Here is a 25563-nt window from a genome sequence, read left to right on the forward strand (position 1 = left end):
GAAGCCCGGCAGTGTAGAGAGATTAGCGACCCGCTTTCAGCTTCTGATAATACTCTTCATACAGGGTGCTGGCGCTGCCGACGTCGTTCTGCCATTCGCCTTTTTGAACCGTGTCGGCGTCCGGATAGAGCGATTTATCATTGGCAACCTCCGGGCTCAGCATCTTACGCGCGGCAAGGTTAGGCGTCGGGTAACCGATGGTTTCCGCTACCTGTTTCGCCACTTCCGGGCGCAGCAGGAAATTGATCAGCTTCAGCGCGCCATCGACGTTTTTGGCGTTCGCCGGAATCGACAGGCTATCCATCCAGAAGATGCCGCCTTCTTTCGGCCACACCACTTCCAGCGGAGTACCGGCCTGACGGGCAACCCACGCGGAGCCGTTCCACACCATGCCGAGGTTTACCTCGCCTTCCATATACGGGTTCGCCGGGTTATCTGAGTTGAACGCCGCGACGTTCGGCATTAGCTTTTTCAGCTCGTTATAGGCCGCTTCAATCTCTTTCGGATCGGTAGTATTGCCCGAATAACCGAGTTTACGCAGCGCAACCTGGAACACTTCACGCGCGTCGTCGGTCAGCAGCAGGCTGCTCTTATACTCCGGCTTCCACAGATCCGCCCAGCTGGTGACGGTTTTCGGATCGATCTCATCGCTGTTAATACCAATGGCGGTCGCGCCCCAGATATAGGGAATCGAGTAGTCGTTATTCGGGTCAAACGGCTTGTTCAGCATTTCAGGATCGAGATTAGCGAAGTTAGTCAGCTTGCTCTTATCGATCTTTTGCAGCATGCCTTCTTTGCGCATTTTATCGACGAAGTAGGTGGACGGCACCACCAGATCGTAGGCGCCGTTTTTATAGGTTTTGAGCTTGGCGTACATGGTCTCGTTCGACTCATAGGTCGAATAGATAACCTTGATTCCGGTCTCTTTAGTGAACTGCTCCAGCAGACCCGGCGGTACGTACTCGGTCCAGTTATAGAAATAGAGCGTTTTGCTATCGTCCGCGTGCGCGGCGCTCATTCCGACTGCCAGAGCGCCCGCTGCGAGCAGGTGGCGTGACCATTTTTTCATTTTAACGTCCCCTGAGTTTTATCACGTGCAATTATCTGGCTGGCAATGACCATCACCAGCGACAGAACCAACAGAATGGTCGCCAGTGCATTAACTTCTGGCGATACCCCAACTTTGACCATCGAATAGATCTTCAGCGGCAGGATCTCATAGCCCGGTCCGGTCACGAATGAAGAAACCACGACATCATCCATCGACAGGGTAAAGCTCAGCAGCCATCCCGCAGCTACCGCGGGCAGCGCCAGCGGCAAAATGATTTTCCGCAAAATAGTCATTTCGCTGGCGCCAAGATCTTTTGCTGCTTCCAGCATCCGTACGTCGAAGCCTTTCAGGCGCGAAAACACCGTAACCACCACAAAGGGCAGACAGAAGGTGATATGCGAAAACAGCAGCGACCAGAATCCCAGCTGAATACCAATCAGCATAAACAGCACCAGCAGCGAAATCGCCATCACAATATCCGGCGACATCATCACCACGAACAGCATACCGCTGACGAACGGTTTACCGCGAAAGCGATAGCGGTAGAGGGCCACGGCAGTCAGCGAGCCGATAAGCGTAGCGAAGGTAGCCGACAGCACCGCCATGGTCAGCGAGTGCTGCGCCGCCTGCAGCAGGCTATCGTTGTTCATCAGCAGGCTGTACCAGTTGGTGGTAAAACCCTGCCAGTTAATGCCGAATCGCGAACTGTTAAACGAGTTAACGATCAGGATAATAATGGGAATGTAGAGATAGGCATAAATGGCGGTCATAAAGCCGCCGCGCAGCAGTCGACCGATCATTCCAGCTCCACCTTTTTATTCAGTAAACGCGCGGCGCGCCAGTAAATCAGCAGCATTAGCCCCATCACCAGCGTGAGCGTGATGCTGGTAGCTGCGCCGAACGGCCAGTCGCGAATGTTAAGAAACTGGCTCTTAATGACGTTGCCAACCAGCAGGTTTTTCGCGCCGCCCATCAGATCGGAGACGTAGAACAACCCCATTGCCGGAAGCATTACCAGCAGACAGCCGGCAATGATGCCCGGCATGGTCAACGGAATGATGATGCGGATAAAGGTTTGCAGTTTGCTGGCGCCAAGATCTTTCGCCGCCTCCAGCAGCGGGCGCTCGAGCTTCTCAATACTGGAGTAGAGCGGCATTACCATAAACGGCAGCAGAATATAGACCAGGCCGATAATAACCGCAGAGGGCGTATACATGATGCGCAGCGGCGTATCGATGACCCCCAGCCATAGCAAAAATTCGTTAAGGTAACCCTTAGTGCTGAGGAAGATCTTCAGCCCGTAGATACGAATCAGCGAATTGGTCCAGAACGGCACGATCAGCAGAAACAGCATCAGCGGACGAACCTTCTCCGGCAGCCTTGCCAGAAACCAGGCGAAAGGATAGCCCAGCGCCAGGCAGGCCAGCGTCGCCAGTAGCGCCATATTCAACGAGTGCAGCAGTACGTCGTAGTAAAGCGGGTCGAGCAGGCGCGCGTAGTTATCCAGCGTAAAGACCAGCTTAACGAAGTTGGTATCGTCGCGGGTCAGGAAGCTGGTGGCGATAATCATCAGGTTGGGCAAAAAGACGAACAGCACAAGCCAACCCACGATGGTGGCGATCACCACATTCTGGAATTTACTTGTGTTCTTCATCGGCCAGCACAACCTCCCAGCTTTCTACCCAGTTAATGGCCATTTTCTGGTCGAGAGAGTGGTCAAAATCAGGATCGTCTTCATTAAAGAATTCGCTGACCATCACCATCTTGCCGTTTTCCAGTTCGACCACCGATTCCAGCGTCATGCCTTTATAGTTGCGTTCACGGATATAGCCTATCAGGCCGTCTGCTTCATTACTGTGGTGAATCTCATCAACCCGCAGGTCTTCCGGACGCAGCAGAACGTTAAGCTGCTGGCCTTTTTCAACGGCGAAGTTGACGTAGATATTGCATTCGCGACCCTCTACGCTGGCGCGCACCCGCTGTTCGTCAACCCGTTCGATGACCGTAGCGTTAAATATATTGATCTCGCCAATAAAGCTGGCGACAAACAGGTTTTTCGGCTCTTCGTAGATTTCGCGCGGCGTACCGTCCTGCTCAATTTTACCATCGCGCATCACCACGATGCGGTCGGACATGGTCAGCGCTTCTTCCTGATCGTGGGTGACGAAAACAAAGGTAATACCGAGCTTACGCTGCAGCGCTTTCAGCTCGTTTTGCATCTGCTTACGCAGTTTATAGTCGAGGGCGGAGAGTGATTCATCAAGCAGCAGCAGACGCGGCTTGTTGACCACCGCCCGGGCGATGGCGACGCGCTGCTGCTGCCCGCCGGAGAGCTGATGCGGCTTACGCTGGGCGAACTCTTCAAGCTGCACCATTCGCAGAGCATCGTGGACGCGGGGGGCGATTTCCGCCGCCGGGGTTTTTTGCATGCGCAGGCCAAAGGCGACGTTTTCAAACACCGTCATGTGCGGAAATAGCGCATAGCTTTGAAAGACGGTGTTGACGTGGCGGTTTTCCGCCGGGATATGGGTGATGTCTTGATCTTCGAGATGGATGAGGCCGCTATCGACGCCTTCCAGCCCGGCGATAAGACGAAGAACGGTTGTTTTACCGCAGCCAGAGGGGCCAAGCAGGGTGAGAAACTCACCGTTGTTGATGGTCAGATTGAGGTCGGATATTACCGTTTTACCATCAAAGCTTTTGCGAATTCCCGCCAGCTGAACCAGCGGAGAACGCGAACGCGGTTGTATATTCAATTTTTGACTCTGTCCCATGTAGACGCAACGGAAAGCTGACCGATGCGGGGTTTGTGGTTAACCTACCTTTGGGTATGCACATAAAATAATAAGGCCGAGCATTCTACGGCAAACGCTGGTAATCGCCAATGATTGAAACGCCATGATGGGCTACCTTTACAACATTCTCGTTCTAAATGTATTAAATTCTTATTTGCCGGGCTAAAAATGACCTGACGCAATATTTGTCTTTTCCGGCTTATCAATAATGTTGTCACAAAAGAAGAGGGTGGCTACATGGATAAATTGCTTGAGCGTTTTTTACAGTACGTTTCTTTGGATACGCAGTCGAAGCCTGGCGTGCGTCAGGTACCGAGCACGGAAGGACAGTGGAAGCTGTTACGTCTGCTTCAGGCGCAGCTGCAAGAAATGGGACTGGTGAACGTAACGCTGAGTGAGAAAGGGACCATCATGGGTACCCTGCCGGCTAACGTTGCGGGCGATATTCCGGTGATTGGTTTTATTTCCCATGTCGATACATCACCTGACTTCAGCGGTAAAAACGTTAATCCGCAGATTGTAGAAAACTATCGCGGCGGCGATATCGCCCTCGGTATTGGCGATGAGGTGCTCTCGCCGGTGATGTTCCCCATACTGCATCAGCTGCTCGGGCAGACGTTGATCACCACCGATGGTAAAACGCTGCTTGGCGCGGACGATAAGGCGGGGATCGCTGAAATTATGACCGCGCTGGCAACGCTAAAGGCGAAGAATATCCCCCACGGCGATATTCGCGTGGCATTTACTCCGGATGAAGAAGTAGGCAAAGGGGCAAAGCATTTCGATGTTGCCGCCTTTGATGCCCGCTGGGCCTATACCGTCGACGGTGGCGGCGTAGGCGAGCTGGAGTTCGAGAACTTCAACGCCGCCTCGGTGACGATTAAGATCGTTGGCAATAACGTGCATCCGGGCACCGCGAAAGGGGTGATGGTCAATGCGTTGTCGCTGGCGGCGCGCATTCATGCCGAGGTGCCTGCCGACGAAGCGCCGGAAACCACCGAAGGTTACGAGGGGTTTTACCATCTGGCCAGCATCAAAGGCACGGTCGATCGCGCGGATATGCACTACATTATCCGCGACTTTGACCGTAAACAGTTTGAAGCCCGCAAGCGCAAAATGATGGAGATTGCCAAAAGGGTTGGTAAAGGGCTGCATCCGGATTGCTATATAGAGCTGGTGATTGAGGACAGCTATTACAATATGCATGAGAAGGTAATGGCGCATCCGCACGTGGTGGAGATTGCCCGCCAGGCGATGATCGATTGCCAGATTGACCCGGAAATGAAGCCGATTCGCGGCGGTACCGACGGCGCGCAGCTCTCCTTTATGGGGCTGCCATGCCCGAATCTGTTTACCGGCGGCTATAACTACCACGGTAAGCACGAGTTTGTGACCCTTGAAGGTATGGAAAAGGCGGTACAGGTAATTGTGCGTATTGCCGAGCTGACGGCAAAACGCAGTGCATAATAGCTGTTTTCCCGGATTGGGTTTACAGCTGTCTGCGGACCAGTAGCCCGGCTAAGCGCCGCGCGAGCCGGGAAGCCGTAGCGCGGATGCCTCAACCTGGCACATTTCCGGGAGGCGGCGTTTGACGGTACTTGTCTGGGCTACCGTAGGCCCGGTAAGGCGTTAGCCATTACCGGGCAAGCTACGTCAATCCTCAAAGAACCAGTAGCCGCTGTTGACCAGGGCGGCCAGTAGGGCGAGGAAAGAGGGATCTTCCAGGGCATCGCCGAGATGCTCTGCCTTTAACGTCAGGTGGGTTGCCAGGGCATCCAGCGCCGGGCGGTGTGGGGAGTTAATTTTCTCGCCGTTAACAAACACTTCACCATCAATTCGCAGCACGCGCAGGCCGCCGAGACGCGTCAGTTTATCGCCCTGCTGCAGGGCATCGTAAATTTCATCGGGCTGGTACGGCGGCTCCGGGGGAGCCACGTCCAGCTCGTGACGGGATTGAGTGATAAACTCGCCAAACCACTGTTTAAAGTGCTCCGGCTGGTTAATCAGCCCCAGCATCATATCGCGCAGGCGGTCCAGCTCGACGGGCAGAATATCCGCAGGGTGCTCACGCGACGGCACGTCCGGGTCGGCGTAGCGCTGGCTGCCCAGTTCACGCTGCAGTATATAATCGGCAAAGCCGCTGAACAGTTCGCGAGCGTTCGGCGCCCGATAGCCGACCGAGTAGTTGAGTGAATTTTCCAGCGAATAGCCTTCGTGTGGGAATCCCGGCGGAATATAAAGAATATCGCCCGGCTCCATCTCTTCATCAATTATTGCTTCAAACGGGTCGACCTGCAGCAGGTCCGGATGCGGACAGTGCTGTTTCATCGGCACCTTTTCACCCACGCGCCAGCGGCGGCGGCCGGTACCCTGAATGATAAACACGTCATACTGATCGAGGTGAGGACCAACGCCGCCGCCGGGGACAGAAAACGAAATCATCAGATCGTCGATACGCCAGTCGGGGAGGGCGCGGAAGGGGTGCATCAGCGCCGCCGTTGGCTGGTGCCAGTTATTTACCGCCTGCACCAGCAGCGACCAGTTATTTTCGCTCAGGTGATCGTAGCTCTCAAACGGACCGTGGCTGACCTGCCATTTACCGTCCTGATGACTGACCAGGCGACTATCGACTTCGCTCTCCATCGCCAGTCCGGCCAGTTCGTCCGGGCTTAACGGATCGACGAAATTTGCAAAGCCTCGTTTAAGCACCACCGGGCGTTTTTGCCAGTAGCGTTCGATAAAGTCGGGCCAGTTAAGCGTTAGTTGATAATCCATATTTATATTCCACAGCAGGTGTCTGTTAGGGATTATAACGGATGCGGCACCAGCATGATGCAGGCGCCGTTAAAAAACACTGTTTTAGCTCTCTTTATCTTCCAGCCCCTGGCGGCCAAAGATCACTTCCATGCAGGCGCCGCCGAGCAGGCTGTCTTCGGTGAGGATGCGGCCATCGTATTGTTCAACAATATCGCGGGCGACCGAGAGACCTACGCCCTGTCCGGGGCGCAGGGTATCGGCTCGCTGGCCGCGATCGAACACCGCGTCGCGCATCGTTTTCGGGATCCCCGGACCGTCATCTTCAACCAGAATATGCAGGTGGTTATCGTTACTCTGACGTACGGAAACTTCGACAAACTCAAGACAGTATTTGCAGGCGTTATCGAGCACGTTGCCCATGACTTCCATAAAATCGTTTTTTTCGCCGACAAAACTGATTTCAGGTGAGATATCAAGAGTTATGTTCACGCCCTTGCGCTGATAGACCTTATTCAGCGCCGAGATCAGGCTGTCGAGCAGCGGGGCGATAGGATGCAATTCACGGCTCAGCAGCGAGCCGCCGCTGCGCATGCTGGCGCGGTGCAGATAGTAGCCAATCTGCTGCGAGATGCGGCTAATCTGCTCCAGCATTACCGGCTCCGCTTCGTTAACGCTGAGATTCTCGCCGCGCATGGAACGTAGGGTGCTTTGCATGACCGCGAGAGGCGTTTTCAGACTATGGGTCAGATCGGTCAACGTTGTGCGGTACCTATCGTAGCGCTCGCGTTCGCTTTTCAGCAGACGGTTAAGGTTGCTGACCAGCCGCGTAAGCTCGCGGGTGGTGTTCGGATTGAGCATTTCACGGTGATGTTCTTCCAGTTCGCGCACTTCTTTGGCCAGCGATTCGATTGGGCGTAAACTCCACCAGGCCGCGATCCATAGCAACGGGATCACCAGCAGCAGGTTAGCCGCGAGGACGTATATAAACCAGCTCCACACCATATAGGAGCGTTTAAGCTCGACGGGAATCGTGTCTACCACCACGATACTAAGCTGCGGCATGGTGCTGGTGGCCGGATAGATATTGACCGCCACCGAGTGGGTCATTTCGGAAGAGTCGTCTTCTTCCCTGATGGCATCAAGCTGCTGCTGAATTTCATCGTTGTTATGTTGCAGCATACTGCTGCTGTTAACATCGGCCTCAATCTCGTGAAAACCGTTATCTTTAAGCCATTCCGGATGTATACGTTTCGCCAGCCACGGGACATCGCGCTGTGTCCACAAAAGATGGCCATTAGCGTCGTAAATCAGCGTCACCGTAGGGCTTTGCATGTTGAGATTTTCGGGGATATCAACATCAATGGTATTGTTTTCCCACTTCGCCAGCATATAGAACAGGTTGCTCTCGCCGCGCAGCAGGCGGAAGGTGGTTTTATCAAAGCTTACGCTATAGCCGACCAGCGCGACCATGCCATAAGAGAGCGACAGTACCAGCACCACGGCGGCAGTCGCCAGCAGAAAGCGGATGCGTAACGATAGCGGCAGAATATGCCGCAGCAGCCCTTTCATCCGCGTAATTCGAAAAGATAGCCCTGGCCGCGCACGGTTGTAATCACATCCTGCGGATATTCAGCCTGAATTTTTTTGCGCAACCGACCCATCAGGACATCGATAGTGTGGCTTTCACGCAGTTCGGCGTCGGGATAGAGTTGTAGCATCAGCGAGTCTTTGCTGACCACTTTACCCCGGTTACGGATCAGCGTTTCCATAATGGTGTATTCAAACGCCGTCAGCTTGATGGGCCGGTCGTTAATCGACACTTCGCGCCGCGATAAATCTACCTGGAACGGTGCAAGGGAGATAACCTGCGATGCCAGACCGCTGTTACGCCGCAGAAGAGCCTGCATGCGGGCTGCGACCTCTTCAATATGGAATGGCTTGGTAACGTAATCATCCGCCCCGGCGCTCAACACCTCGACTTTATCCTGCCAGCCTTCGCGCGCGGTCAGCACCAGTATGGGTACCGATACGTCGTGACTACGCCAGCGACGAATCAGCGAAAGGCCATCTTCATCCGGCAGCCCAAGATCGACGATGGCAATGTCCGGAACGTGTTCACCCAGATAGTAATCCGCTTCCTTTGCGTCCTCCGCCGCATCTACCTGATGGCCCAGTTCCTGTAGCTGAACTTTTAGGTGATGGCGCAGCAGAGCGTTGTCCTCAACTACGAGTACGCGCATGCCAATTCTCCATTTTATTCATGATTTGAATAGTTTAGCGCTTATTATACACCTTTAACATAAACGGCTGTTAAATAAAGAATTTTATTTGATTTTTTGTACCTCAGTCTCATGAGATGTCAGGAAGAGTCCATCTTCTGCTACAGGTGACATCATGGGTACCGGCCGCAGCGTACGTTTATCGAGCAATACGGAGTGGGGTTCACCATCGGCAAACAGATGCTGCTCTCCCCACTGGCGAAGCGCTACAACTACGGGGAATAAACGCTCTCCTTTTGCCGTCAACACATATTCCTGATAAGCCGTACCGTCTGAAGCGGATTGCGTAGTGAGAATACCGCAGTCTACCAATTTGTGCAGACGGTCAGAGAGAATATTACGCGCCATGCCGAGGTTTCGCTGGAAATCGCTGAAGCGGCGCATGCCATCAAAGGCATCACGCACGATTAACAAGGACCAGCGATCGCCGATCAGATCGACGCTGCGGGCTACGGGGCAGGTTTCGTTGTGCTTTTTTTCACGCGGCGGCATGGACTCTCCGAACGGCTGATTTAACTAGTTGCATTTTAAAACCACATGCTCTAGCCTTCAACTAGTTTTATTTTGAAACTAGATTGTGAAGGGGGAATGATGAAAGCGTCAACGATAGCGCCATCGCTAATGGATCCTGCACCGGTTATGCCTCGTAGTCTGGTCTGGCTATTTGCTGTGGCCAGCGGCCTGAGCGTGGCAAACGTCTATTACGCGCAGCCGCTGCTCGACGCGTTAGCCCGAGATTTTGCCATTAGCGACGCCTCCATTGGCGGCGTGATTGCGGTGACTCAAATTGGCTGCGCTCTGGCATTGTTACTGCTGGTACCGCTGGGCGATCGGGTGAATCGTCGTCGCCTGATGGCGACGCAGGTAGTTCTGCTTATCGCCGCGCTGGCGACGGTGAGTATGGCGTCCAGCACAGCGATGCTGTTGGGGAGCATGCTTGCCGTTGGCCTGTTGGGTACCGCGATGACGCAGGGGTTAATCGCTTATGCAGCCAGCGCCGCCTCGCCCCATGAACAGGGGCGTGTAGTGGGCGCTGCGCAGGGTGGGGTATTTATCGGGTTGCTGCTGGCGCGGGTAGTCTCCGGGGGCATCAGCGATCTCTTTGGCTGGCGCGGGGTATATATCTGCGCCGCTTTACTGATGCTGGGGATCGCGTTTCCGCTGTGGCGGCGGCTGCCGGTTTTAGCCGCTGCGCCCACCTCCTTACGCTATCCCCGGCTTTTGATATCGATGCTGACGCTGCTGCGTCAGGAAAAAGTGCTTCAGATTCGCGGGGTGCTGGCATTATTGATGTTTGCCGCATTTAATATCTTCTGGAGCGCGCTGGTTTTGCCGCTTAGCGCTCCGCCTTTCAGCTTTTCTCATACTGAGATTGGCGCCCTGGGCCTGGTAGGGGTTATCGGCGCTCTGGCGGCGGGACGAGCCGGTAAATGGGCCGATCGCGGATATGGGCAGCGCACCAGCGCCATCGCCCTGATAATATTACTGATTGCCTGGTGGCCTTTATCGCTGATGGCATGGTCGCCAGCGGCGTTGCTGATTGGCATTGTACTGCTGGATCTCGGCGGTCAGGCGCTGCATGTCACCAATCAAAGCATGATTTTTCGTACCCGTCCCGAAGCGCACAGCAGGCTGGTGGGCCTGTATATGCTGTTTTATGCGCTCGGGAGCGGCCTGGGGGCGATATCCACGACTGCGGTATATGCGAGCGCAGGATGGCAGAGCGTCTGTCTGCTGGGAGCATCAGTCAGCCTGCTGGCGCTGCTGTTCTGGTGGATGACCCGGGGCGTAATGAATCGCTATGATGGTGGAGAAAGATAGCAGAGAGCGAGTGGTGGTGTTGGTTTTTTATATAATATAGCGGATGTCGTTTTGAACGATGACGCGGGAGCGTAAATCATGTCACAACAGAAAAGTGTTGATTGGGTCCGACTGGCCCAGTCGTCCACCAATATTGAGCGTATTGAAGCCTTCTTCGGCGGCCACGGTTATGAACCCCACAGGCATGATACTTACGCCATTGGCCAGACGCTCTCCGGCGTGCAACGCTTTCACTATCGCGGTGGCCTGCAGCATAGCCTTCCCGGCGGCACGATGGTTTTGCATCCCGATGAAGTCCATGACGGCGATGCAGGAACCGAAGAAGGGTTTCGCTATCGGATGGTGTATATTGAGCCCGCGCTGATTCAACAGATCCTTGGCGGCAAGCCATTGCCCTTTATTCCTGGCGGAATTTCCAGCGATCCGCGCTTGCTGCGCGCCGCGGTTCCGTTGCTGAAAGACGTCAATGCCAGCTTCGCGCCTCTGGAGGAGGAGGACGCGCTGTACGATCTGGCGCAGACGCTGGCCGCCGTCGGCGGCCAGCGCTTTCGACGTCGGGCCTTCGATTATCCCGCCGCAGAGAGGGCTCGGGAATATGTCTACACCTGTTTTGCTCAGAACATCACCCTCGATACCCTGGCGAACGTCAGCGGCAGAGACCGCTGGAGCCTGAGCCGCGATTTCAGGGCGCTGTTTGGTACCAGCCCTTGGCGTTACGTGATGATGCGGCGCCTCGATTTTTGCCGCCAGCGGATGCTGGCAGGGGATAATCTGGCGGATATCGCAGCCCACGCGGGCTTTGCCGACCAAAGCCATATGACGCGTCAGTTCATCAACCGTTTTGGCCTCTCTCCTGGCCGCTGGCTGAAGTTTGTCCGCGCCTGATGCGCCGCAAGTTGCACAATCGTTCAATCTCTGCGGTGGGGATTTTATCTATGCTGACAGCCTTTATCTCAAGGAGTCAGCTCATGTATCAATCGATTAATATCGCGCAGAAATTCACTCTCTTCACCGAGCAGTGGCAGCCGAAGGTGGTGGCCGAAATGAATGATTATCAATTCAAGTTGGTCAGGATCCTCGGCGACTTTATCTGGCATAGCCATCCGGAAACGGATGAAACCCTGATCGTACTGGAGGGTGTGCTGCGCCTGGATTTTCGCGATAAGTATCTGCTGCTTCAGGCCGGAGAAATGATCGTTATACCCCGGGGTGTTGAGCATAAAACTTCGGCGGAAAAGGAAACCAAACTCATGCTGGTCGAGCCGTGCGGCGTCCTGAATACAGGGAATAAGGGCGGAAATCGTACCGCGGTGAACGACGTCTGGATTTAACGATTGCTGCGGCAGGGCGGATATGAAACCCTCTTTCCTAAGTGGAAAGAGGGTTATTGGTCTTACTTTAGTTCGTCAACCATAGTGGTCGCGCGGCCGATATAGTTAGCCGGGGTCATCGCTTTCAGGCGGACTTTTTCCTCTTCCGGCAGCGCCAGGCTGTCGATGAACTGCTGCATGCCTTCGGCGTCAACGCGCTTGCCGCGGGTCAGCTCTTTCAGCTTCTCGTATGGCTTTTCAATGCCGTAGCGGCGCATCACGGTCTGAATTGGCTCTGCCAGAACTTCCCAGTTGTGATCCAGTTCATCCAGCAGGCGGTCCTGATTCAGTTCCAGCTTGCTCACGCCTTTCAGGGTAGATTGATAGGCAATCAGCGCGTAGCCGATGCCTACCCCGAGATTACGCAGGACGGTGGAGTCGGTCAGGTCGCGCTGCCAGCGGGAAACCGGCAGTTTGCTCGCCAGATGCTGCATAACCGCGTTAGCCAGACCGAGGTTGCCTTCAGAGTTTTCGAAGTCGATCGGGTTTACTTTATGCGGCATGGTGGAGGAGCCGATTTCGCCAGCAATCGTCTTCTGCTTGAAATGATTAAGCGCGATATAGCCCCACACGTCACGATCGAAATCAATCAGGATAGTGTTAAAGCGCGCGATGCAGTCGAACAGCTCGGCAATATAGTCGTGCGGCTCAATTTGAGTCGTGTACGGGTTCCACTGGATACCCAGCGAGGTAACGAACTCTTCGCTGAACTGATGCCAGTCCACTTCCGGATAGGCGGCGATGTGGGCGTTATAGTTACCAACCGCGCCGTTGATTTTGCCAAGGATTTCAATCTGGTTCAGCTGACGATACTGACGCTCCATACGGTAAGCGACGTTCGCCATCTCTTTACCCATGGTGGAAGGCGTCGCTGGCTGACCGTGAGTACGGGATAGCAGCGGAATATCGCGATACTGAACCGCCAGGTCCTTAACCGCATCGATCAGCTTGCGCCAGTAAGGCAGGATCACCTCGTCGCGAGCGGTTTTCAGCATCAGCGCGTGCGACAGATTGTTGATGTCCTCGGAGGTGCAGGCGAAGTGAATGAACTCGGAAACCGCATGCAGTTCAGCGATATCGGCGACTTTTTCCTTGAGGAAATACTCTACTGCTTTGACATCATGGTTAGTGGTGCGCTCGATAGTTTTGATGCGCTCTGCATCTTCTACGCTGAAATCGGCGACGATTTTATCAAGGTAACCGTTTGCGTCAGCAGCAAAAGCAGGAACTTCCTTAATCGCTGCGTGCGCGGCCAGCTTTTGCAGCCAACGAACTTCTACCTGAACACGGAATTTCAGCAAACCGAATTCGCTGAAGATACCGCGCAGCGCGCTGACTTTATCGCCGTAGCGGCCGTCGACTGGGGACACGGCGGTCAGTGAGGATAATTCCATAAATCATAACTCCGGGGTTAAATGAGCAAGAATTTGTTTTGCCTGGTTAACCAGACGATTACGAGAAAACATTAGCTGCAGACGTCCGCCGCCAACCTGGTGCCAGAGCACCGCAGCGCGAATACCGGCCAACAGGGCAGAGCGAACCTTCGCCTGAACCTGAGGGCTTTGCAGCACGGCTGGGGAGCCGGTAACCTGAATCCGCGGGCCCAGCGGGCTAATGACATCAACATAGATGCCGGCCATCGCGCTGAGCAGCGTCTCGGATTGCAGATCGAAATGTTCCAGCTGACGGCGCAGGCCACCGATACGGTTGCCAAGGGTATCCATTGCTCCTTTGCTGGCGGCAAGTTTACGCTCCAGCACCATCAGGCTTAAAGTATAGCGAGTGAGTTCGGCATTCAGCCCCTGGCGACTGCTGGTGTTCAGCACGCCGATGAGGGTTTCCAGCCCGAGGCGAAGATTGGCTTCGCTACCACCGAACACCGCCAGCGTTGAATCCGGGTCGAGATCGATGATGCTGTTCAGCGATACATGCAGGGCATCGCTATCGCAATGGCCCTGGTGCGCCAGTTCCTGAACCAGACGCGCGGCCTGGCAAACGCCGGCCAGCGCCAGCGTAATGTCATAATAATTCTTCGCCACACATTCTCCTTGTAAACCGCGGCGTGCCCGATTCGCGCATTCCGCAGCAAAAACGTCTGTCAGGCCTGCAGCGGCATGCGCTGTTCGATAATCCCGCCGCCAAGACATATTTCACCGCTGTAGAAGACCGCCGACTGGCCCGGCGTAACGGCGGCAACCGGCTCATCAAAAATAACTTCGATGCGATCGTCATCCAGCGCTTTCACGGTGCAGGGGATATCAGTCTGGCGGTAGCGGGTTTTAACCGTACAGCGCAGCGTACCTTTTAACGGCTGACGATCGACCCAGTGCAGCTGCTGGGCTATCAGGCCAACAGACATCAGACGTGGATGGTCGTGGCCCTGAGCGACAATCAGAATATTGTTTTCGACGTCCTTATCGACCACATACCACGGGTCTTCGCCGCCGTCTTTGATACCGCCGATGCCCAGACCCTTACGCTGCCCAAGCGTGTGATACATCAGCCCCTGATGCTCGCCAACTTCATCGCCGTCAACGCTGATGATTTTGCCTGGCTGAGCGGGCAGGTAGCGGCCGAGGAAGTCGCGGAATTTCCGTTCGCCGATAAAACAGATGCCGGTGGAGTCTTTTTTCTTCGCGGTGATGAGATCCAGCTCTTCGGCGATTTTACGCACCTGCGGTTTTTCCAGCTCCCCTACCGGGAACAGGCTTTGCGCGATTTGCTCATGGCTCAAGGTATAAAGAAAATAGCTCTGGTCTTTATTACCATCGAGCCCGCGCAGCAGCTGGTTCTTGCCGTTAACGTCGGCGCGGCGCACGTAGTGGCCGGTAGCGATGTAGTCGGCGCCGAGATCTTCTGCGGCAAATTCCAGGAAGGCTTTAAATTTGATTTCTTTATTACACAGAATATCCGGATTAGGCGTGCGACCGGCCTTATATTCCTCGAGGAATAACTCGAACACGTTGTCCCAGTATTCTGCGGCGAAATTTACGGTGTGAAGTTCAATCCCCAGCTTATCGCAGACCGCCTGCGCGTCGGCAAGATCCGCCGCAGCGGTGCAGTATTCCTCGCCATCGTCTTCTTCCCAGTTCTTCATGAACAGGCCTTCCACCTTATACCCTTGCTGGAGAAGCAGGTAAGCGGAAACTGAGGAATCAACCCCGCCGGACATGCCGACGATCACTTTTTTCTGGCTTTCAGACATTGGAATACTCACTACATTGAACTTCGAGGCGGCGTATTCTAGCACGCGTCATCCGTTGAGGCACCCCCTGTAAACGGCCAGTTAAATTCGCCAATTAGCGACAGCGGGTAGCGCGGATCCTGCTGGTAGCTGCGAATGCTTTCGGCAACCAGTTGAGAACGCAGATTTGTCGCGTTAAGAATTTCCTCAGCGCTGAGCCACAGGCAGCGATCGATATCGCTATCATGAGGCTCGGTAGCGCACGTATCGTTAAGCTCAATAGCAAACAGAAAACGCAGGAATGGGGTGCGATCCGGGGCTATCCATTGATGCAGGCGAATAAAGTGCTGCGGCGTGGCGCGGATGCCGGTCTCTTCCCACAGCTCGCGTTCTGCTGCCTGTACCAGCGTTTCATCGGCTTCGAGGTGACCCGCTGGCTGATTCCACAGCGCTTTACCGTTGATGGTTTCCTCAACAATCAAAAACTTGCCCTTTGCGTGCACCACGCAGGCGACGGTGACGTGTGGTTTAAACATATTGCATCCTTATCATTTATGGTGCGAACCCTTCTGCGACATCTGGCCAGCGAATTTCGCCACTGAGTTTATCAACGCTGATATAAGCGATAGCGGGCGCCGTTTCCGGGTCGCCTGCACCGCGACAATGCTCCGATTGGTGGTCTTCCCTCACAATTATCCGGATCTCTTTTTTAGCGCTCCAGCTTTCATAAAATATACAGCTATAGTCGTGACGTAAATTAAGTGTTACCAGGCGCGAAGCTTTGTCCGTCGATAACGGGTTGATATCTTCACGGTAGCTATCGCCACGGTTTAGAGGGGTGAGGCGTGATTTTTTCAGCCAGCCGCGCACGATATGACGATCGGCGGTGTAATAGACGGCCTCAATAAAATCATCTTTGGATTGTTCCTGCACCGAAACGGTATCCCCGGGAACCAGAAAAAGGGTGTTGCTGCGGCACTGTTCGTCGGGCATTGCGTAGAACCATGACCGACCGGATCCTTGTATCTGGTAGAGGTTATCCTGCCCCGGCGCGTCAGTTTCGCGTTGCTGCATCGCTTTCTTCGCCCATTGCCGGCACTGGTTGCTTACGGGCAAGGGATTATCCTGTATCGCCAGACCGGCAGCATTCACCCAGCCAGTGGCAAATTGTCCGTTGGCATCGCGGAAACGTATGTACCGATACTGTTGGCTAAGAGCGTCACCCGGCACCATGCTGCGGAGCACCTCGACGTTATCGCCTGCAATCAGAAATGCCGGAAGTTCGCATTTAGCCGCCGGGGCGGAGTAAAAATGCAGTCGGCCAGACGTTTTTACCTGCGCGGAATCATAGATGTAGCTTGCTTCTCCGGCGGCGATGCCAGCGAGAACTTCACAACTCTCCTCAGCAAAACAGCATGATGAAATGCAGCATAAACCTAAAGCACTCAAAAGGTGTAAACGCATATTTTTCTTCCCTGAAACGGCAGTATGCCGTTTTATTATCAGTTTGCTGACAAAGTACATACCTGTTGAAATTGCCCTACGATGCTTCGCTTGCGCGGGCCTACGGAGTGTAGTGAACCCGGTTTGTCACCAGCCTTTTATTATTCGACCTTTTGCCATTCGCCGTTAGCCAGACCGTCCAGCGTATAGCCGCCCATCGCATAACGAATCAAGCGCAGCGTAGGATAGCCGACGTGAGCGGTCATGCGTCTGACCTGGCGGTTACGCCCTTCATAAAGCGTGATTTTTAGCCAACTGGTGGGAATCGATTTGCGCTCGCGAATTGGCGGATTACGCGGCCATAGCCATTCGGGTTCCGCGACCAGCTCAGCTCCGGCGGGTAGGGTTGGACCATCATTCAGAGTGACGCCGTCGCGCAAGGCGGTCAGCGCATCAGCGGATGGTTCACCTTCGACCTGAACATAATAAATTTTACCCGTGCGCTTGCCCGGCTGGGTGAGCGCCGCCTGCAGCACGCCGTCGTTGGTCAGCACCAGCAGACCTTCGCTATCGCGGTCAAGGCGGCCCGCTGCGTAAACACCGGCGACCGGAATAAAATCTTTGAGCGTGCTGCGTCCAGATTCATCGGTAAATTGTGGCAACACATCGTATGGTTTATTGAACAAGATCACAGTTTTTGGTTGGCGTTCTTTACGTTGTCTGGTGTCTTGTTGCTTGCTGAATCGCTCAACGCGATGTTTTCTAAATGAAGTTTTTTGCATGGTATTTTCAGGCTAACTTAATTGCCGCATTATAGCCTAATTACGAATGCCTTTCATGGACGCAAACATTCAGGTAGTATTGACATGCTCATTACAAATTATTAACAAAAAGCTGCTCAAACCGCTTCGCATTGCAGGAAGGCGACACGGACGCGAAATCTCCGGTTAGCGGGATATTCCGATGACAAGAGTGGGCGATTAAAGCCAACGCCCGGCTAGCGTGAAGAGGGAAGAGCAGAACCAGAAGCGCTCGAAGGAGAGGTTAATGGAAAGCAAAGTAGTAGTTCCGGCGGAAGGTCAAAAAATCACCCTGCAAAACGGCAAGCTGAACGTCCCTAATAACCCGATTATCCCGTTCATTGAAGGTGATGGTATCGGCGTTGACGTTACTCCGGCGATGCTGAAAGTGGTTGATGCAGCCGTTGAGAAAGCCTATAAAGGCGAGCGTAAAATTTCCTGGATGGAAGTTTACACCGGTGAAAAATCGACCCAGGTTTATGGCCAGGATGTCTGGCTGCCTGCCGAAACTCTTGATCTGATTCGTGAATATCGTGTTGCTATCAAAGGCCCTCTGACCACGCCAGTAGGCGGCGGCATCCGTTCTCTGAACGTCGCTCTGCGTCAGGAACTGGACCTCTACGTTTGTCTGCGCCCGGTTCGTTACTATCAGGGTACCCCAAGCCCGGTTAAGCATCCTGAGCTGACTGATATGGTTATCTTCCGTGAAAACTCTGAAGATATCTATGCGGGTATCGAGTGGAAAGCTGACTCTGCTGAAGCAGATAAAGTCATCAAATTCCTGCGCGATGAAATGGGTGTGAAGAAAATTCGCTTCCCGGAACATTGCGGTATCGGCATCAAGCCGTGCTCTGAAGAAGGCACCAAACGCCTGGTTCGCGCCGCCATTGAATACGCTATCATCAACGATCGCGATTCTCTGACCCTGGTGCACAAAGGCAACATCATGAAATTCACCGAAGGGGCGTTCAAAGACTGGGGCTACCAGCTGGCACGCGAAGAGTTCGGCGGTGAGCTGATTGACGGCGGTCCGTGGATGAAGATCAAAAACCCGAACACCGGGAAAGAGATCGTGGTTAAAGACGTTATCGCTGACGCCTTCCTGCAGCAGATCCTGCTACGTCCGGCGGAATATGACGTTATCGCATGTATGAACCTGAACGGTGACTATATCTCTGACGCCCTGGCGGCGCAGGTTGGCGGTATCGGTATCGCCCCGGGTGCGAACATTGGTGACGAGTGCGCGTTGTTTGAAGCCACCCACGGTACTGCGCCGAAATATGCCGGTCAGGATAAAGTGAACCCGGGTTCTATCATCCTGTCTGCTGAGATGATGCTGCGCCATATGCAGTGGTTCGAAGCCGCAGACTTAATCGTTAAAGGCACTGAAGGCGCAATTGCTGCCAAGACCGTGACCTATGACTTTGAACGTCTGATGGAAGGCGCTAAGCTGCTGAAATGTTCAGAGTTTGGCGACGCGATTATCGCGAATATGTAATCCAGCATTTGGGTTAAACAAAACGGGAGCCGAAGGGTTCCCGTTTTTTGTCGCGCTTGAATGATGAGATTTGACGGCCTGAGGTCAAGTTGACTTCGATAATCACTCGAATACCGTTACCACGCTTCGCTTGCCATGTAACCTATGCGGTAATTTCCCCGGCCCGTCTACGGCACATCGTTAAAATCGATTTGCAACTGTTGCCAGCGGCTAGCATCCCACGCGCAAGGTTGTCCTTCCGCCGTTATCTGTGTCAGATGGCTATGCGGCGCAGTATTCTGCCTGATCAACGACAGCCATACGGTGTGTCTTAACTCATTAAAATCGGGAAGTCTTCTGCCATCCCCAGGATATCTGGCAATTACGCTAGAGCAGAAGACTGAAAATGACGCGCTTTATGCAGCATAGGTCTTATTAGGGCAACTGATGGAAGAGGCAATACTGAGGGCGATGTGAGTATTTTCTCATGCGGGTTTCCCTGCAGAAACCCGTGCGTCAAAACGCTATTTTTCGTCTTCTTGCAAACTACTTAATCTGCCTTCAGCATTCCAAAACTAACAATCCTCGAACGCCCCAGCTCCTTTGCCCGATACAGCGCAGCATCTGCTGCACGCAACAGGCTGTCGCTTTGCGTGTGCTGTGGATAACTGGCAATACCGATGGAAACGTCGACCTGGCCAATTTCAGCAAGGCCATAGCGTAGGGCCAGCTGGTGGATGCTGTTATAGATATCGGTTGCACAGGCCATTGCCGTATCTTCATTAGTACCGGCCAGCAGCACCAGAAACTCTTCGCCGCCATAACGAAACGCCATTCCGATATCCCGTACTGCACGCTGAATAATCGCGGCGACGTTTTTGATCACCAGGTCGCCCGCTTCGTGACCGTAGTTATCATTAATCGCCTTAAAGTGATCGATATCGATCATCAGGCAGCTTAGCGGCGTGCCGTTGCGAACCGCCAGATTCATTTGGGTGTGCAGAGCATCATCCAGATGGTGGCGGTTGCGCAGACCGGTTAATGAATCAAACAGCGCCTTTTCCAGCAGCGCGTTACGTAAACGTTGGTTAGCCAGCGCCAGGCCCAGCGCTTCAGCCATGAGTTCAAGATAGGCGCGGGAAGGGGCGGTGGCGGAGGTGACGTTGCTGAAGGAGAGCAGGCCAATCGCCTCTCCTTGAGCGATCAGTGGTACGCACAGCGACCGATTGGCCTGCGATTCTGACAGGTGATAGCAGGTAATATCCGGCTCGCCGTTGATCGGAGGATGGCTTAGCCCACGCCTGACGGCCCAGCAGCTATCCGGATGAAATACGTCAGATTCCTGCGGCGGAGAAAGCCACTGTGCAACGCAGCGCATTTGCCAGGGATCGGTATCGAGAATATAGAGCCGTCCGGGGACTTCAGGCGCAATATTCGGCGCGAAGAGTTCGGCAACGTTGATAACATCCTCAAATGATTCGCAGCCCTGCAAACGCTGGGTCATCCGCGCCAGTAGTTCTCTGATAGCCCAGTCGGCGTCGCGCTCTTGTTCCAGGCGTTGCCGCACGAGACCATTCTCGCGAAAAATGCGAATGGCCTGTGCCATATCGCCAATTTCATCAATCTGGGTGAACTGCGGGGTTTCAACGGCATAATCCTGCGATGCCAGCCGCTGAACCACATCGCTCAGACGGACGACGGGGTACAGCACCCGCCGTTTAAGAATAAAGCCCAGCACAAACAGAAACATTAACGCAGTAAGGCCAACCATGACTTCCGAAAGCGTACGCCAGATACGTGACTTCCTGGTCGCCTCGGCAATGGTTTTATTTACTCGCCCTTCGAGCATCAGGCGAAAATGGTCGAGCTGCGTCTGAACGCGCTCAAGCTCCTGCTCATACACTGCGCCGTAAAGCAGGCTAAGCGCTTTTCCGTCTTCTCCTCGGGTAACCTGTGCCAGGGCCGTTTGCTGCTCATCCTGAAGCTCCTTGGCAATTTGCAAACCATCGTGCAGCAGCGCTAACTCTTCAGCGGTTGCGCCGTTGTCTTTAAGCTTTTCAAGACGATGCTCAATGGTGGCATCCGCGTCAGCTATCTGTTGATATTCCTGTAAAATATTCTGGTCTTTTTTGATGATATAAAGCCGCGCGAGATCTGAAAGCTCCCAGGCGGCGCTTTCCACTTCTTCACTTAGCTTATCGAATACCTGCCGTTGTTCGACGGCGCGGCGTTCGGCATTATCCGCACTTGAGGCCATCAGCATTGCGATGCCGGAGGCGAGGGTCAGGGCGACGGTGATCCCGTAGGCCCAGTTGGTCATGGTGGCGATTCTCACCGGATATATCCTTGCGTGCAGATGAATTCATTGTCTTTTTTGTCGCTGCACTTCCTTATCACCTGAACAGAGCCAGTGATTAAGGGGACAGCGTATGAGTAATCATAGCGTGGAGCACCTCGGCATGCTGATGTAAAACGCGATACACGTCTTTATCCAGGGCACCATGTAAAACATCACTTTCGATTAGCCGTAACGCCTGCTGACGGCTCATTCCGGGGCGATAGGGGCGGTTTTCAGTCAGCGCCGTGAAAATATCCGCGATGGCGATGATCCGGTCGGGGAGCTGCAGGTAGTGCTTATCGAGATGAAGGGGATAGCCGCTGCCATCCAGTTTTTCATGGTGATTAGCTGCCCAATTCATTATTTCGCCGAGTTCGCTGAAGGCGCTAAGAATTTCGCCGGTCATATAGCTATGTTCCCGAACCTGAAGCAACTCATCGTCATTCAGTTCACCCTGCTTCTCCAGAATTTTCAGCGGAATATGCACCTTACCAATGTCGTGTAAATAACCGGCAATCTCGATCCTCTTACAGTCCAGCGGCGGCAAATTCATATATTCTGCGAGAGTGCGGGAAATTTGACCGACCATCAGACTATGGCTGGCGGTAAAGCTGCTGTAGGTATCGACAATTTCGGCAATTAATAAGCAGATATCTTTCAGTCCGTCTATATCGATATAAACATCGTTAATTGGGCCAATAATCTCCAGCATCCGCTGAATATGTCCTGGATTAAGGTGCAGACAAAAATGCTCTTCTTGCGCCAGCCGGCATAAGGTTTGACACAGCGGCGGGTCGATCTCCTCATACAGCGAACGGAATGTATTGATAATGTTATTTTGATAGGTAGCCGTATTCTTCTCTTCAGCCAGCAGACGTTCAAAGACGTCGGCAAAATAGACAATATGCTGTTCAGGGGTTCCCCGGTGCTCCGGGGAAAAATGGTGATCGCGAATAATCGGCAGAATAGGGGCGAAGGTGGCCAACCCGGCAAGCATTTCTGCTCCCCGATGCTGATGCGGGTCGTTGAGGTTATCGATGGCGTCCAGAGACGAGAAGGTTCTTTTATCGCCCAGAACGCCAATGTCGTGCAGCAGCGCGGCGCAAAAGATAGTTTGCTGCTGCTGGCGTGAGAGTTCTACTGCCTGCGCAAGCTCCAGCGCAATCAACGCCGTTCTCTGCATGTGCAGGTGTAATTCAGGGTTAATGATTTGTATGACGCGGGTGGTAAGCATCAATGCTGATTTTAAAGCGATACGCATCGTTTTTCTCCATCGCGTGACCCGCATCGTTTCGCTCTGTTTCATTGATAGCGATGCCGACATTACCGATTTGATCGAATAAGTTGATTCTGATTTTGCATTTGCCTCAGGCCCATTTTCAGCGCTTCTTCGGAGAACAGATGTGCCAGAAACGAAGTGAAAATCCTTTTTAGCCCGACAGTTAAGCACTTTTACCAGGCAAAACAAAAGAAATCCTGGCGAGGTATATGCATTAACTCTGCGGGGATTTGATTAAGAGCTAATGGGATGAGTTGTTATGAATTTTAGAGCATTCCTGGCGATTAGGTTACTGACAATGATGTTTTCACGCCAGGTGAGACGCGTCTGGCGCAGTTGTAGCTCGCGCTTTGCACACCGCTAGTGGGAGTGGGCCGGTTGATATCGGACGGTACCCTCATCCGGTGAAAGCGCGCATCCTGCTAAGAAGAGATCTAACGCTAACGAAAGATCCGCAGATGATTCCGCAGTATTTCCATAGCGATTAATTGACTGCGGGCAGGAAGCCAGATCAGGATTATTTCACTGCGCAGTTCGGTCGCTGTCTTAGGGTAAGTAACGTATCCGTATTCTGCTACCTGTTCCTCAATTTCTATCGAGTATGCAAAATACACGCCTTAACTTTATTATCAGCAGTTGCGTTAAAGGAAGGTAGTAAAAAATCTGAAATAACGATACTGATATGAATCATTGTCGATAAATATTAATTATTGTCAGGAAAGTAAATTAAGGTGATTCCTATTGGTTTATGACGCGGATAATTATTTTGAAATATCCCAGCCATGAGGTTGAGGATAAATGATGATAACCTCGTATCGTGGTCAAAACATCGTTTATAGCATCTTGTGAGGAAGGGGGGGCTGGTCGGATGCGGCCGCAGCGCCGCTCCGGAGGGGGCTTCAGTCGTGACATTCCGGGTAGCGCAGGCGCAGAATAGTTTTAAAATACACTGCTTCATGATGAATGATTAGCTTGTTAATCATTCTTGAGGTGGATATATGTAATTATTTATACTTTTCTAATTTACATTTTGTTACAAGTGTGCTGGTAATGTGTTTTTTTGTATTGGTGAGGTTTTTTACTTGCCGGAGTGAATTTACCAGGATTATTATTGTCTGAACTGCTACACGTACCGCCTAATGACAGATGAAGGGACTCGTTTTTTCCTTAAGCGTTACCTCATGTTCTAATGTTTACAGGAAAAAACATGTCTTGCGCTTTTAATAAAAGTCTTCTCCACCCACGTAATTGGGGAACCTGGTTTGGTCTGGCCGTACTCTGGCTTATCGTTCAGCTTCCTTATCCCGTTTTGCACCTTATTGGCACCAGCGCAGGCCGCGCATCCCGACGCTTTCTGAAACGCCGGGAGCATATCGCCAGACGCAATCTCGAACTCTGTTTTCCCTCTATGTCGCCAGCGGCGCGCGAAAAGCTGATTGAGCAGAACTTTATGTCGCTCGGTATGGGGCTGATTGAAACGGGGATGGCGTGGTTCTGGAGTGATGAGCGAGTCAGGAAATGGTTTGACGTCGAGGGGATGGGTAATCTCAACAATGCCCTGAGCGCCGGAAAAGGCGTGATGGTGGTTGGCGTCCATTTTATGTCTCTTGAGCTGGGCGGCCGTACGATGGGGCTGTGCCGTCCCATGATGGCAACCTACCGTCCGCACAATAGTCCGTTAATGGAGTGGGTGCAGACACGTGGCCGTTTGCGTTCGAATAAGGCAATGATCGACCGCCGTAATCTATCCGGACTGGTACATGCCTTAAAGTCGGGTGAGGCGGTGTGGTTCGCGCCGGATCAGGACTATGGTCCGAAGGGCAGCGTATTTGCTCCATTCTTTTCGGTACAGCAGGCCGCCACCACCAACGGTACCTATGTGCTCTCTCGTTTGTCGGGTGCGAAAATGCTCACTATCAGCATGGTGCGTAAAGCGGACCGCAAAGGTTATAGCCTGCACATCAGCGACGTGATGAGCGACTATCCAGGTGAAGATAAACAGGATGCGGCGAGCTATATTAACAAGATTATTGAGAAAGAGATCTTGCGTGCTCCTGAGCAATATTTGTGGGTTCATCGCCGCTTTAAAACTCGTCCTTTGGGCGAAACCTCCCTCTATTAAGCCATCCGCACACGCGGCGCTTTCAAAATGGTCCCGGTTGCGTTAACGTGCGCGGGATCATATTTTTGTTGTAAGCGAAGGAGTGCGTTGTGTTCGCTGAGTTTGGTGTTTTGAATTACCTGACCTATCTGGTTGGGGCTATCTTTATTATCCTGGTGCCTGGCCCGAATACTTTTTTTGTCCTCAAGACTGGCGTCGCTCACGGCGTTAAAAAAGGGTATCTGGCGGCGGCTGGCGTGTTTATCGGTGATGCGGTTCTGATGTTTCTGGCTTTTGCCGGGGTCGCGACCCTTATCAAGACCACGCCGGTGCTGTTCAATATTGTTCGCTACCTGGGGGCGATTTATCTGCTGTGGTTGGGCGGTAAAATGCTTTACGCGGTGTTAACTCAGCGTGATGGTCATTCGTCTTCCGACTCCGAGCCGGGGAGCGCGATTCTGAAACGTTCTCTGACGCTTAGCCTGACGAATCCGAAAGCCATTCTTTTTTATGTCTCATTCTTCGTACAGTTCATTGACGTCAATGCCAAAACGCCGGGGCTGGCGTTCTTTATTCTGGCGCTGACCCTGGAAGTGATTAGCTTTATCTATATGAGCTTTCTGATCCTCTCCGGCTCTTTCGTCACCCGCTATGTGAAAACGAAAAAGAAACTGGCGAAAATCGGCAATAGCCTGATTGGCCTCGTGTTTGTCGGTTTCGCCGCCCGCCTGGCGACGCTCCAGTCATAATAGTCGGGGCCGGTATGTGTTACCGGCCCGATAGAATCCGTCTCTGTGTTGTAACAAAACTCCTTCAATTTTGATTGCATTGGTGTTACATATACAGCCGATTATCGCTCAGAAAAAAG

General features: G+C 53.2%; 23 protein-coding genes. 7 read left to right on the forward strand and 16 right to left on the reverse strand.

What is annotated here, in order from left to right; genetic code table 11:
• Positions 1 to 22: 22 nt before the first annotated feature.
• From potD to potA, 4 genes are read right to left on the reverse strand one after another with little or no spacing between them, the layout of a single operon-like run.
• On the reverse strand, positions 23 to 1069 hold the full coding sequence (potD, locus tag GJ746_RS10275) for a spermidine/putrescine ABC transporter substrate-binding protein PotD (protein ID WP_154680096.1): 1047 nt from the start codon (positions 1067 to 1069) through the stop codon (positions 23 to 25).
• Positions 1066 to 1851: a spermidine/putrescine ABC transporter permease PotC gene (potC, locus tag GJ746_RS10280; protein ID WP_004101171.1), complete on the reverse strand. Its 786-nt coding sequence runs from the start codon at positions 1849 to 1851 to the stop codon at positions 1066 to 1068. The genes potD and potC overlap by 4 nt, the downstream gene beginning before the upstream one ends.
• Positions 1848 to 2705: a spermidine/putrescine ABC transporter permease PotB gene (potB, locus tag GJ746_RS10285; protein WP_154680097.1), complete on the reverse strand. Its 858-nt coding sequence runs from the start codon at positions 2703 to 2705 to the stop codon at positions 1848 to 1850. Before potB ends, potC begins: the two co-directional genes overlap by 4 nt.
• Positions 2689 to 3825, reverse strand: a complete 1137-nt coding sequence (gene potA / locus GJ746_RS10290) for a spermidine/putrescine ABC transporter ATP-binding protein PotA (RefSeq protein WP_154680098.1) — start codon at positions 3823 to 3825, stop codon at positions 2689 to 2691. Before potA ends, potB begins: the two co-directional genes overlap by 17 nt.
• Positions 3826 to 4083: 258 nt before the next feature.
• On the opposite strand from potA, the gene pepT reads away from it, so the two are divergent.
• Positions 4084 to 5313, forward strand: coding sequence for a peptidase T (gene pepT / locus GJ746_RS10295; protein WP_154680099.1), 1230 nt, complete (start codon positions 4084 to 4086; stop codon positions 5311 to 5313).
• A gap of 186 nt (positions 5314 to 5499) precedes the next feature.
• On the opposite strand, the gene GJ746_RS10300 is transcribed toward pepT, so the two are convergent.
• The 4 genes from GJ746_RS10300 to GJ746_RS10315 form a co-directional block, all read right to left on the reverse strand.
• Positions 5500 to 6621, reverse strand: a complete 1122-nt coding sequence (locus GJ746_RS10300) for a cupin domain-containing protein (RefSeq protein ID WP_154680100.1) — start codon at positions 6619 to 6621, stop codon at positions 5500 to 5502.
• Positions 6622 to 6705: 84 nt separating this feature from the next.
• On the reverse strand, positions 6706 to 8172 hold the full coding sequence (phoQ, locus tag GJ746_RS10305) for a two-component system sensor histidine kinase PhoQ (RefSeq protein WP_154680101.1): 1467 nt from the start codon (positions 8170 to 8172) through the stop codon (positions 6706 to 6708).
• Positions 8169 to 8843 carry a two-component system response regulator PhoP gene (gene phoP / locus GJ746_RS10310; RefSeq protein ID WP_154680102.1) on the reverse strand — a complete coding sequence of 225 codons (675 nt, stop codon included), beginning with the start codon at positions 8841 to 8843 and terminating at the stop codon, positions 8169 to 8171. Before phoP ends, phoQ begins: the two co-directional genes overlap by 4 nt.
• Before the next feature lie 84 nt (positions 8844 to 8927).
• Positions 8928 to 9374: a winged helix-turn-helix transcriptional regulator gene (locus GJ746_RS10315; RefSeq protein ID WP_154680103.1), complete on the reverse strand. Its 447-nt coding sequence runs from the start codon at positions 9372 to 9374 to the stop codon at positions 8928 to 8930.
• 99 nt (positions 9375 to 9473) lie between these two features.
• Here GJ746_RS10315 and GJ746_RS10320 point away from each other — a divergent pair, with 99 nt between their 5' ends.
• The 3 genes from GJ746_RS10320 (at position 9474) to GJ746_RS10330 (ending at position 12034) form a co-directional block, all read left to right on the forward strand.
• On the forward strand, positions 9474 to 10703 hold the full coding sequence (locus GJ746_RS10320; protein WP_154682691.1) for an MFS transporter: 1230 nt from the start codon (positions 9474 to 9476) through the stop codon (positions 10701 to 10703).
• Between the two features lie 78 nt (positions 10704 to 10781).
• Complete coding sequence (locus GJ746_RS10325; RefSeq protein ID WP_154680104.1) at positions 10782 to 11588, forward strand: AraC family transcriptional regulator; 807 nt, start codon at positions 10782 to 10784, stop codon at positions 11586 to 11588.
• An 83-nt stretch (positions 11589 to 11671) separates the two neighbouring features.
• Positions 11672 to 12034 carry a cupin domain-containing protein gene (locus GJ746_RS10330; RefSeq protein ID WP_154680105.1) on the forward strand — a complete coding sequence of 121 codons (363 nt, stop codon included), beginning with the start codon at positions 11672 to 11674 and terminating at the stop codon, positions 12032 to 12034.
• A gap of 62 nt (positions 12035 to 12096) precedes the next feature.
• Here GJ746_RS10330 and purB read toward each other — a convergent pair whose 3' ends face one another.
• From purB to rluE, 6 genes are all read right to left on the reverse strand, one after another.
• Positions 12097 to 13467: an adenylosuccinate lyase gene (gene purB / locus GJ746_RS10335; RefSeq protein ID WP_154680106.1), complete on the reverse strand. Its 1371-nt coding sequence runs from the start codon at positions 13465 to 13467 to the stop codon at positions 12097 to 12099.
• Positions 13468 to 13470: 3 nt separating this feature from the next.
• Positions 13471 to 14112 carry a high frequency lysogenization protein HflD gene (hflD, locus tag GJ746_RS10340; RefSeq protein WP_154680107.1) on the reverse strand — a complete coding sequence of 214 codons (642 nt, stop codon included), beginning with the start codon at positions 14110 to 14112 and terminating at the stop codon, positions 13471 to 13473.
• Positions 14113 to 14171: 59 nt separating this feature from the next.
• Positions 14172 to 15278: a tRNA 2-thiouridine(34) synthase MnmA gene (gene mnmA / locus GJ746_RS10345; protein ID WP_154680108.1), complete on the reverse strand. Its 1107-nt coding sequence runs from the start codon at positions 15276 to 15278 to the stop codon at positions 14172 to 14174.
• Positions 15279 to 15316: 38 nt separating this feature from the next.
• On the reverse strand, positions 15317 to 15793 hold the full coding sequence (locus GJ746_RS10350) for an NUDIX hydrolase (protein WP_154680109.1): 477 nt from the start codon (positions 15791 to 15793) through the stop codon (positions 15317 to 15319).
• Positions 15794 to 15809: 16 nt separating this feature from the next.
• Positions 15810 to 16781 (reverse strand): hypothetical protein, encoded by a 972-nt coding sequence (locus GJ746_RS10355; protein WP_413773428.1) that lies wholly within the window; start codon positions 16779 to 16781, stop codon positions 15810 to 15812.
• A gap of 80 nt (positions 16782 to 16861) precedes the next feature.
• Positions 16862 to 17482, reverse strand: a complete 621-nt coding sequence (gene rluE, locus GJ746_RS10360; protein WP_154680110.1) for a 23S rRNA pseudouridine(2457) synthase RluE — start codon at positions 17480 to 17482, stop codon at positions 16862 to 16864.
• A gap of 265 nt (positions 17483 to 17747) precedes the next feature.
• On the opposite strand from rluE, the gene icd reads away from it, so the two are divergent.
• Complete coding sequence (gene icd / locus GJ746_RS10365) at positions 17748 to 18998, forward strand: NADP-dependent isocitrate dehydrogenase (protein WP_154680111.1); 1251 nt, start codon at positions 17748 to 17750, stop codon at positions 18996 to 18998.
• Between the two features lie 529 nt (positions 18999 to 19527).
• Here the strand turns inward: icd and GJ746_RS10370 are convergent.
• Both GJ746_RS10370 and GJ746_RS10375 read right to left on the reverse strand, forming a co-directional pair.
• On the reverse strand, positions 19528 to 21312 hold the full coding sequence (locus tag GJ746_RS10370; RefSeq protein WP_154680112.1) for a diguanylate cyclase: 1785 nt from the start codon (positions 21310 to 21312) through the stop codon (positions 19528 to 19530).
• A 79-nt stretch (positions 21313 to 21391) separates the two neighbouring features.
• Positions 21392 to 22576 (reverse strand): HD-GYP domain-containing protein, encoded by a 1185-nt coding sequence (locus GJ746_RS10375; protein ID WP_154680113.1) that lies wholly within the window; start codon positions 22574 to 22576, stop codon positions 21392 to 21394.
• Positions 22577 to 23801: 1225 nt separating this feature from the next.
• Here GJ746_RS10375 and lpxP point away from each other — a divergent pair.
• Together lpxP and leuE are read left to right on the forward strand one after the other, a co-directional pair.
• Complete coding sequence (gene lpxP / locus GJ746_RS10380) at positions 23802 to 24716, forward strand: kdo(2)-lipid IV(A) palmitoleoyltransferase (RefSeq protein ID WP_154680114.1); 915 nt, start codon at positions 23802 to 23804, stop codon at positions 24714 to 24716.
• 89 nt (positions 24717 to 24805) lie between these two features.
• Positions 24806 to 25444 carry a leucine efflux protein LeuE gene (leuE, locus tag GJ746_RS10385; protein WP_154680115.1) on the forward strand — a complete coding sequence of 213 codons (639 nt, stop codon included), beginning with the start codon at positions 24806 to 24808 and terminating at the stop codon, positions 25442 to 25444.
• Positions 25445 to 25563: the final 119 nt, after the last annotated feature.

Origin of the sequence: Klebsiella oxytoca (genome assembly GCF_009707385.1) — a bacterium.
Lineage (GTDB): Bacteria > Pseudomonadota > Gammaproteobacteria > Enterobacterales > Enterobacteriaceae > Klebsiella > Klebsiella oxytoca_C.

Excerpts from the sequence above, each read along its gene's own strand:
- mnmA (WP_154680108.1), bottom strand. The coding sequence starts at position 15,278 with ATGTCTGAAAGCCAGAAAAAAGTGATCGTCGGCATGTCCGGCGGGGTT.
- lpxP (WP_154680114.1), top strand. The coding sequence starts at position 23,802 with ATGTCTTGCGCTTTTAATAAAAGTCTTCTCCACCCACGTAATTGGGGA.
- potC (WP_004101171.1), bottom strand. The coding sequence starts at position 1,851 with ATGATCGGTCGACTGCTGCGCGGCGGCTTTATGACCGCCATTTATGCC.
- phoP (WP_154680102.1), bottom strand. The coding sequence starts at position 8,843 with ATGCGCGTACTCGTAGTTGAGGACAACGCTCTGCTGCGCCATCACCTA.
- rluE (WP_154680110.1), bottom strand. The coding sequence starts at position 17,482 with ATGCAAAAAACTTCATTTAGAAAACATCGCGTTGAGCGATTCAGCAAG.
- potB (WP_154680097.1), bottom strand. The coding sequence starts at position 2,705 with ATGAAGAACACAAGTAAATTCCAGAATGTGGTGATCGCCACCATCGTG.
- purB (WP_154680106.1), bottom strand. The coding sequence starts at position 13,467 with ATGGAATTATCCTCACTGACCGCCGTGTCCCCAGTCGACGGCCGCTAC.
- phoQ (WP_154680101.1), bottom strand. The coding sequence starts at position 8,172 with ATGAAAGGGCTGCTGCGGCATATTCTGCCGCTATCGTTACGCATCCGC.
- GJ746_RS10330 (WP_154680105.1), top strand. The coding sequence starts at position 11,672 with ATGTATCAATCGATTAATATCGCGCAGAAATTCACTCTCTTCACCGAG.
- GJ746_RS10355 (WP_413773428.1), bottom strand. The coding sequence starts at position 16,781 with ATGTACTTTGTCAGCAAACTGATAATAAAACGGCATACTGCCGTTTCA.
- GJ746_RS10375 (WP_154680113.1), bottom strand. The coding sequence starts at position 22,576 with ATGCGTATCGCTTTAAAATCAGCATTGATGCTTACCACCCGCGTCATA.
- GJ746_RS10350 (WP_154680109.1), bottom strand. The coding sequence starts at position 15,793 with ATGTTTAAACCACACGTCACCGTCGCCTGCGTGGTGCACGCAAAGGGC.
- GJ746_RS10320 (WP_154682691.1), top strand. The coding sequence starts at position 9,474 with ATGAAAGCGTCAACGATAGCGCCATCGCTAATGGATCCTGCACCGGTT.
- GJ746_RS10300 (WP_154680100.1), bottom strand. The coding sequence starts at position 6,621 with ATGGATTATCAACTAACGCTTAACTGGCCCGACTTTATCGAACGCTAC.
- potA (WP_154680098.1), bottom strand. The coding sequence starts at position 3,825 with ATGGGACAGAGTCAAAAATTGAATATACAACCGCGTTCGCGTTCTCCG.
- GJ746_RS10325 (WP_154680104.1), top strand. The coding sequence starts at position 10,782 with ATGTCACAACAGAAAAGTGTTGATTGGGTCCGACTGGCCCAGTCGTCC.
- GJ746_RS10315 (WP_154680103.1), bottom strand. The coding sequence starts at position 9,374 with ATGCCGCCGCGTGAAAAAAAGCACAACGAAACCTGCCCCGTAGCCCGC.
- potD (WP_154680096.1), bottom strand. The coding sequence starts at position 1,069 with ATGAAAAAATGGTCACGCCACCTGCTCGCAGCGGGCGCTCTGGCAGTC.
- icd (WP_154680111.1), top strand. The coding sequence starts at position 17,748 with ATGGAAAGCAAAGTAGTAGTTCCGGCGGAAGGTCAAAAAATCACCCTG.
- pepT (WP_154680099.1), top strand. The coding sequence starts at position 4,084 with ATGGATAAATTGCTTGAGCGTTTTTTACAGTACGTTTCTTTGGATACG.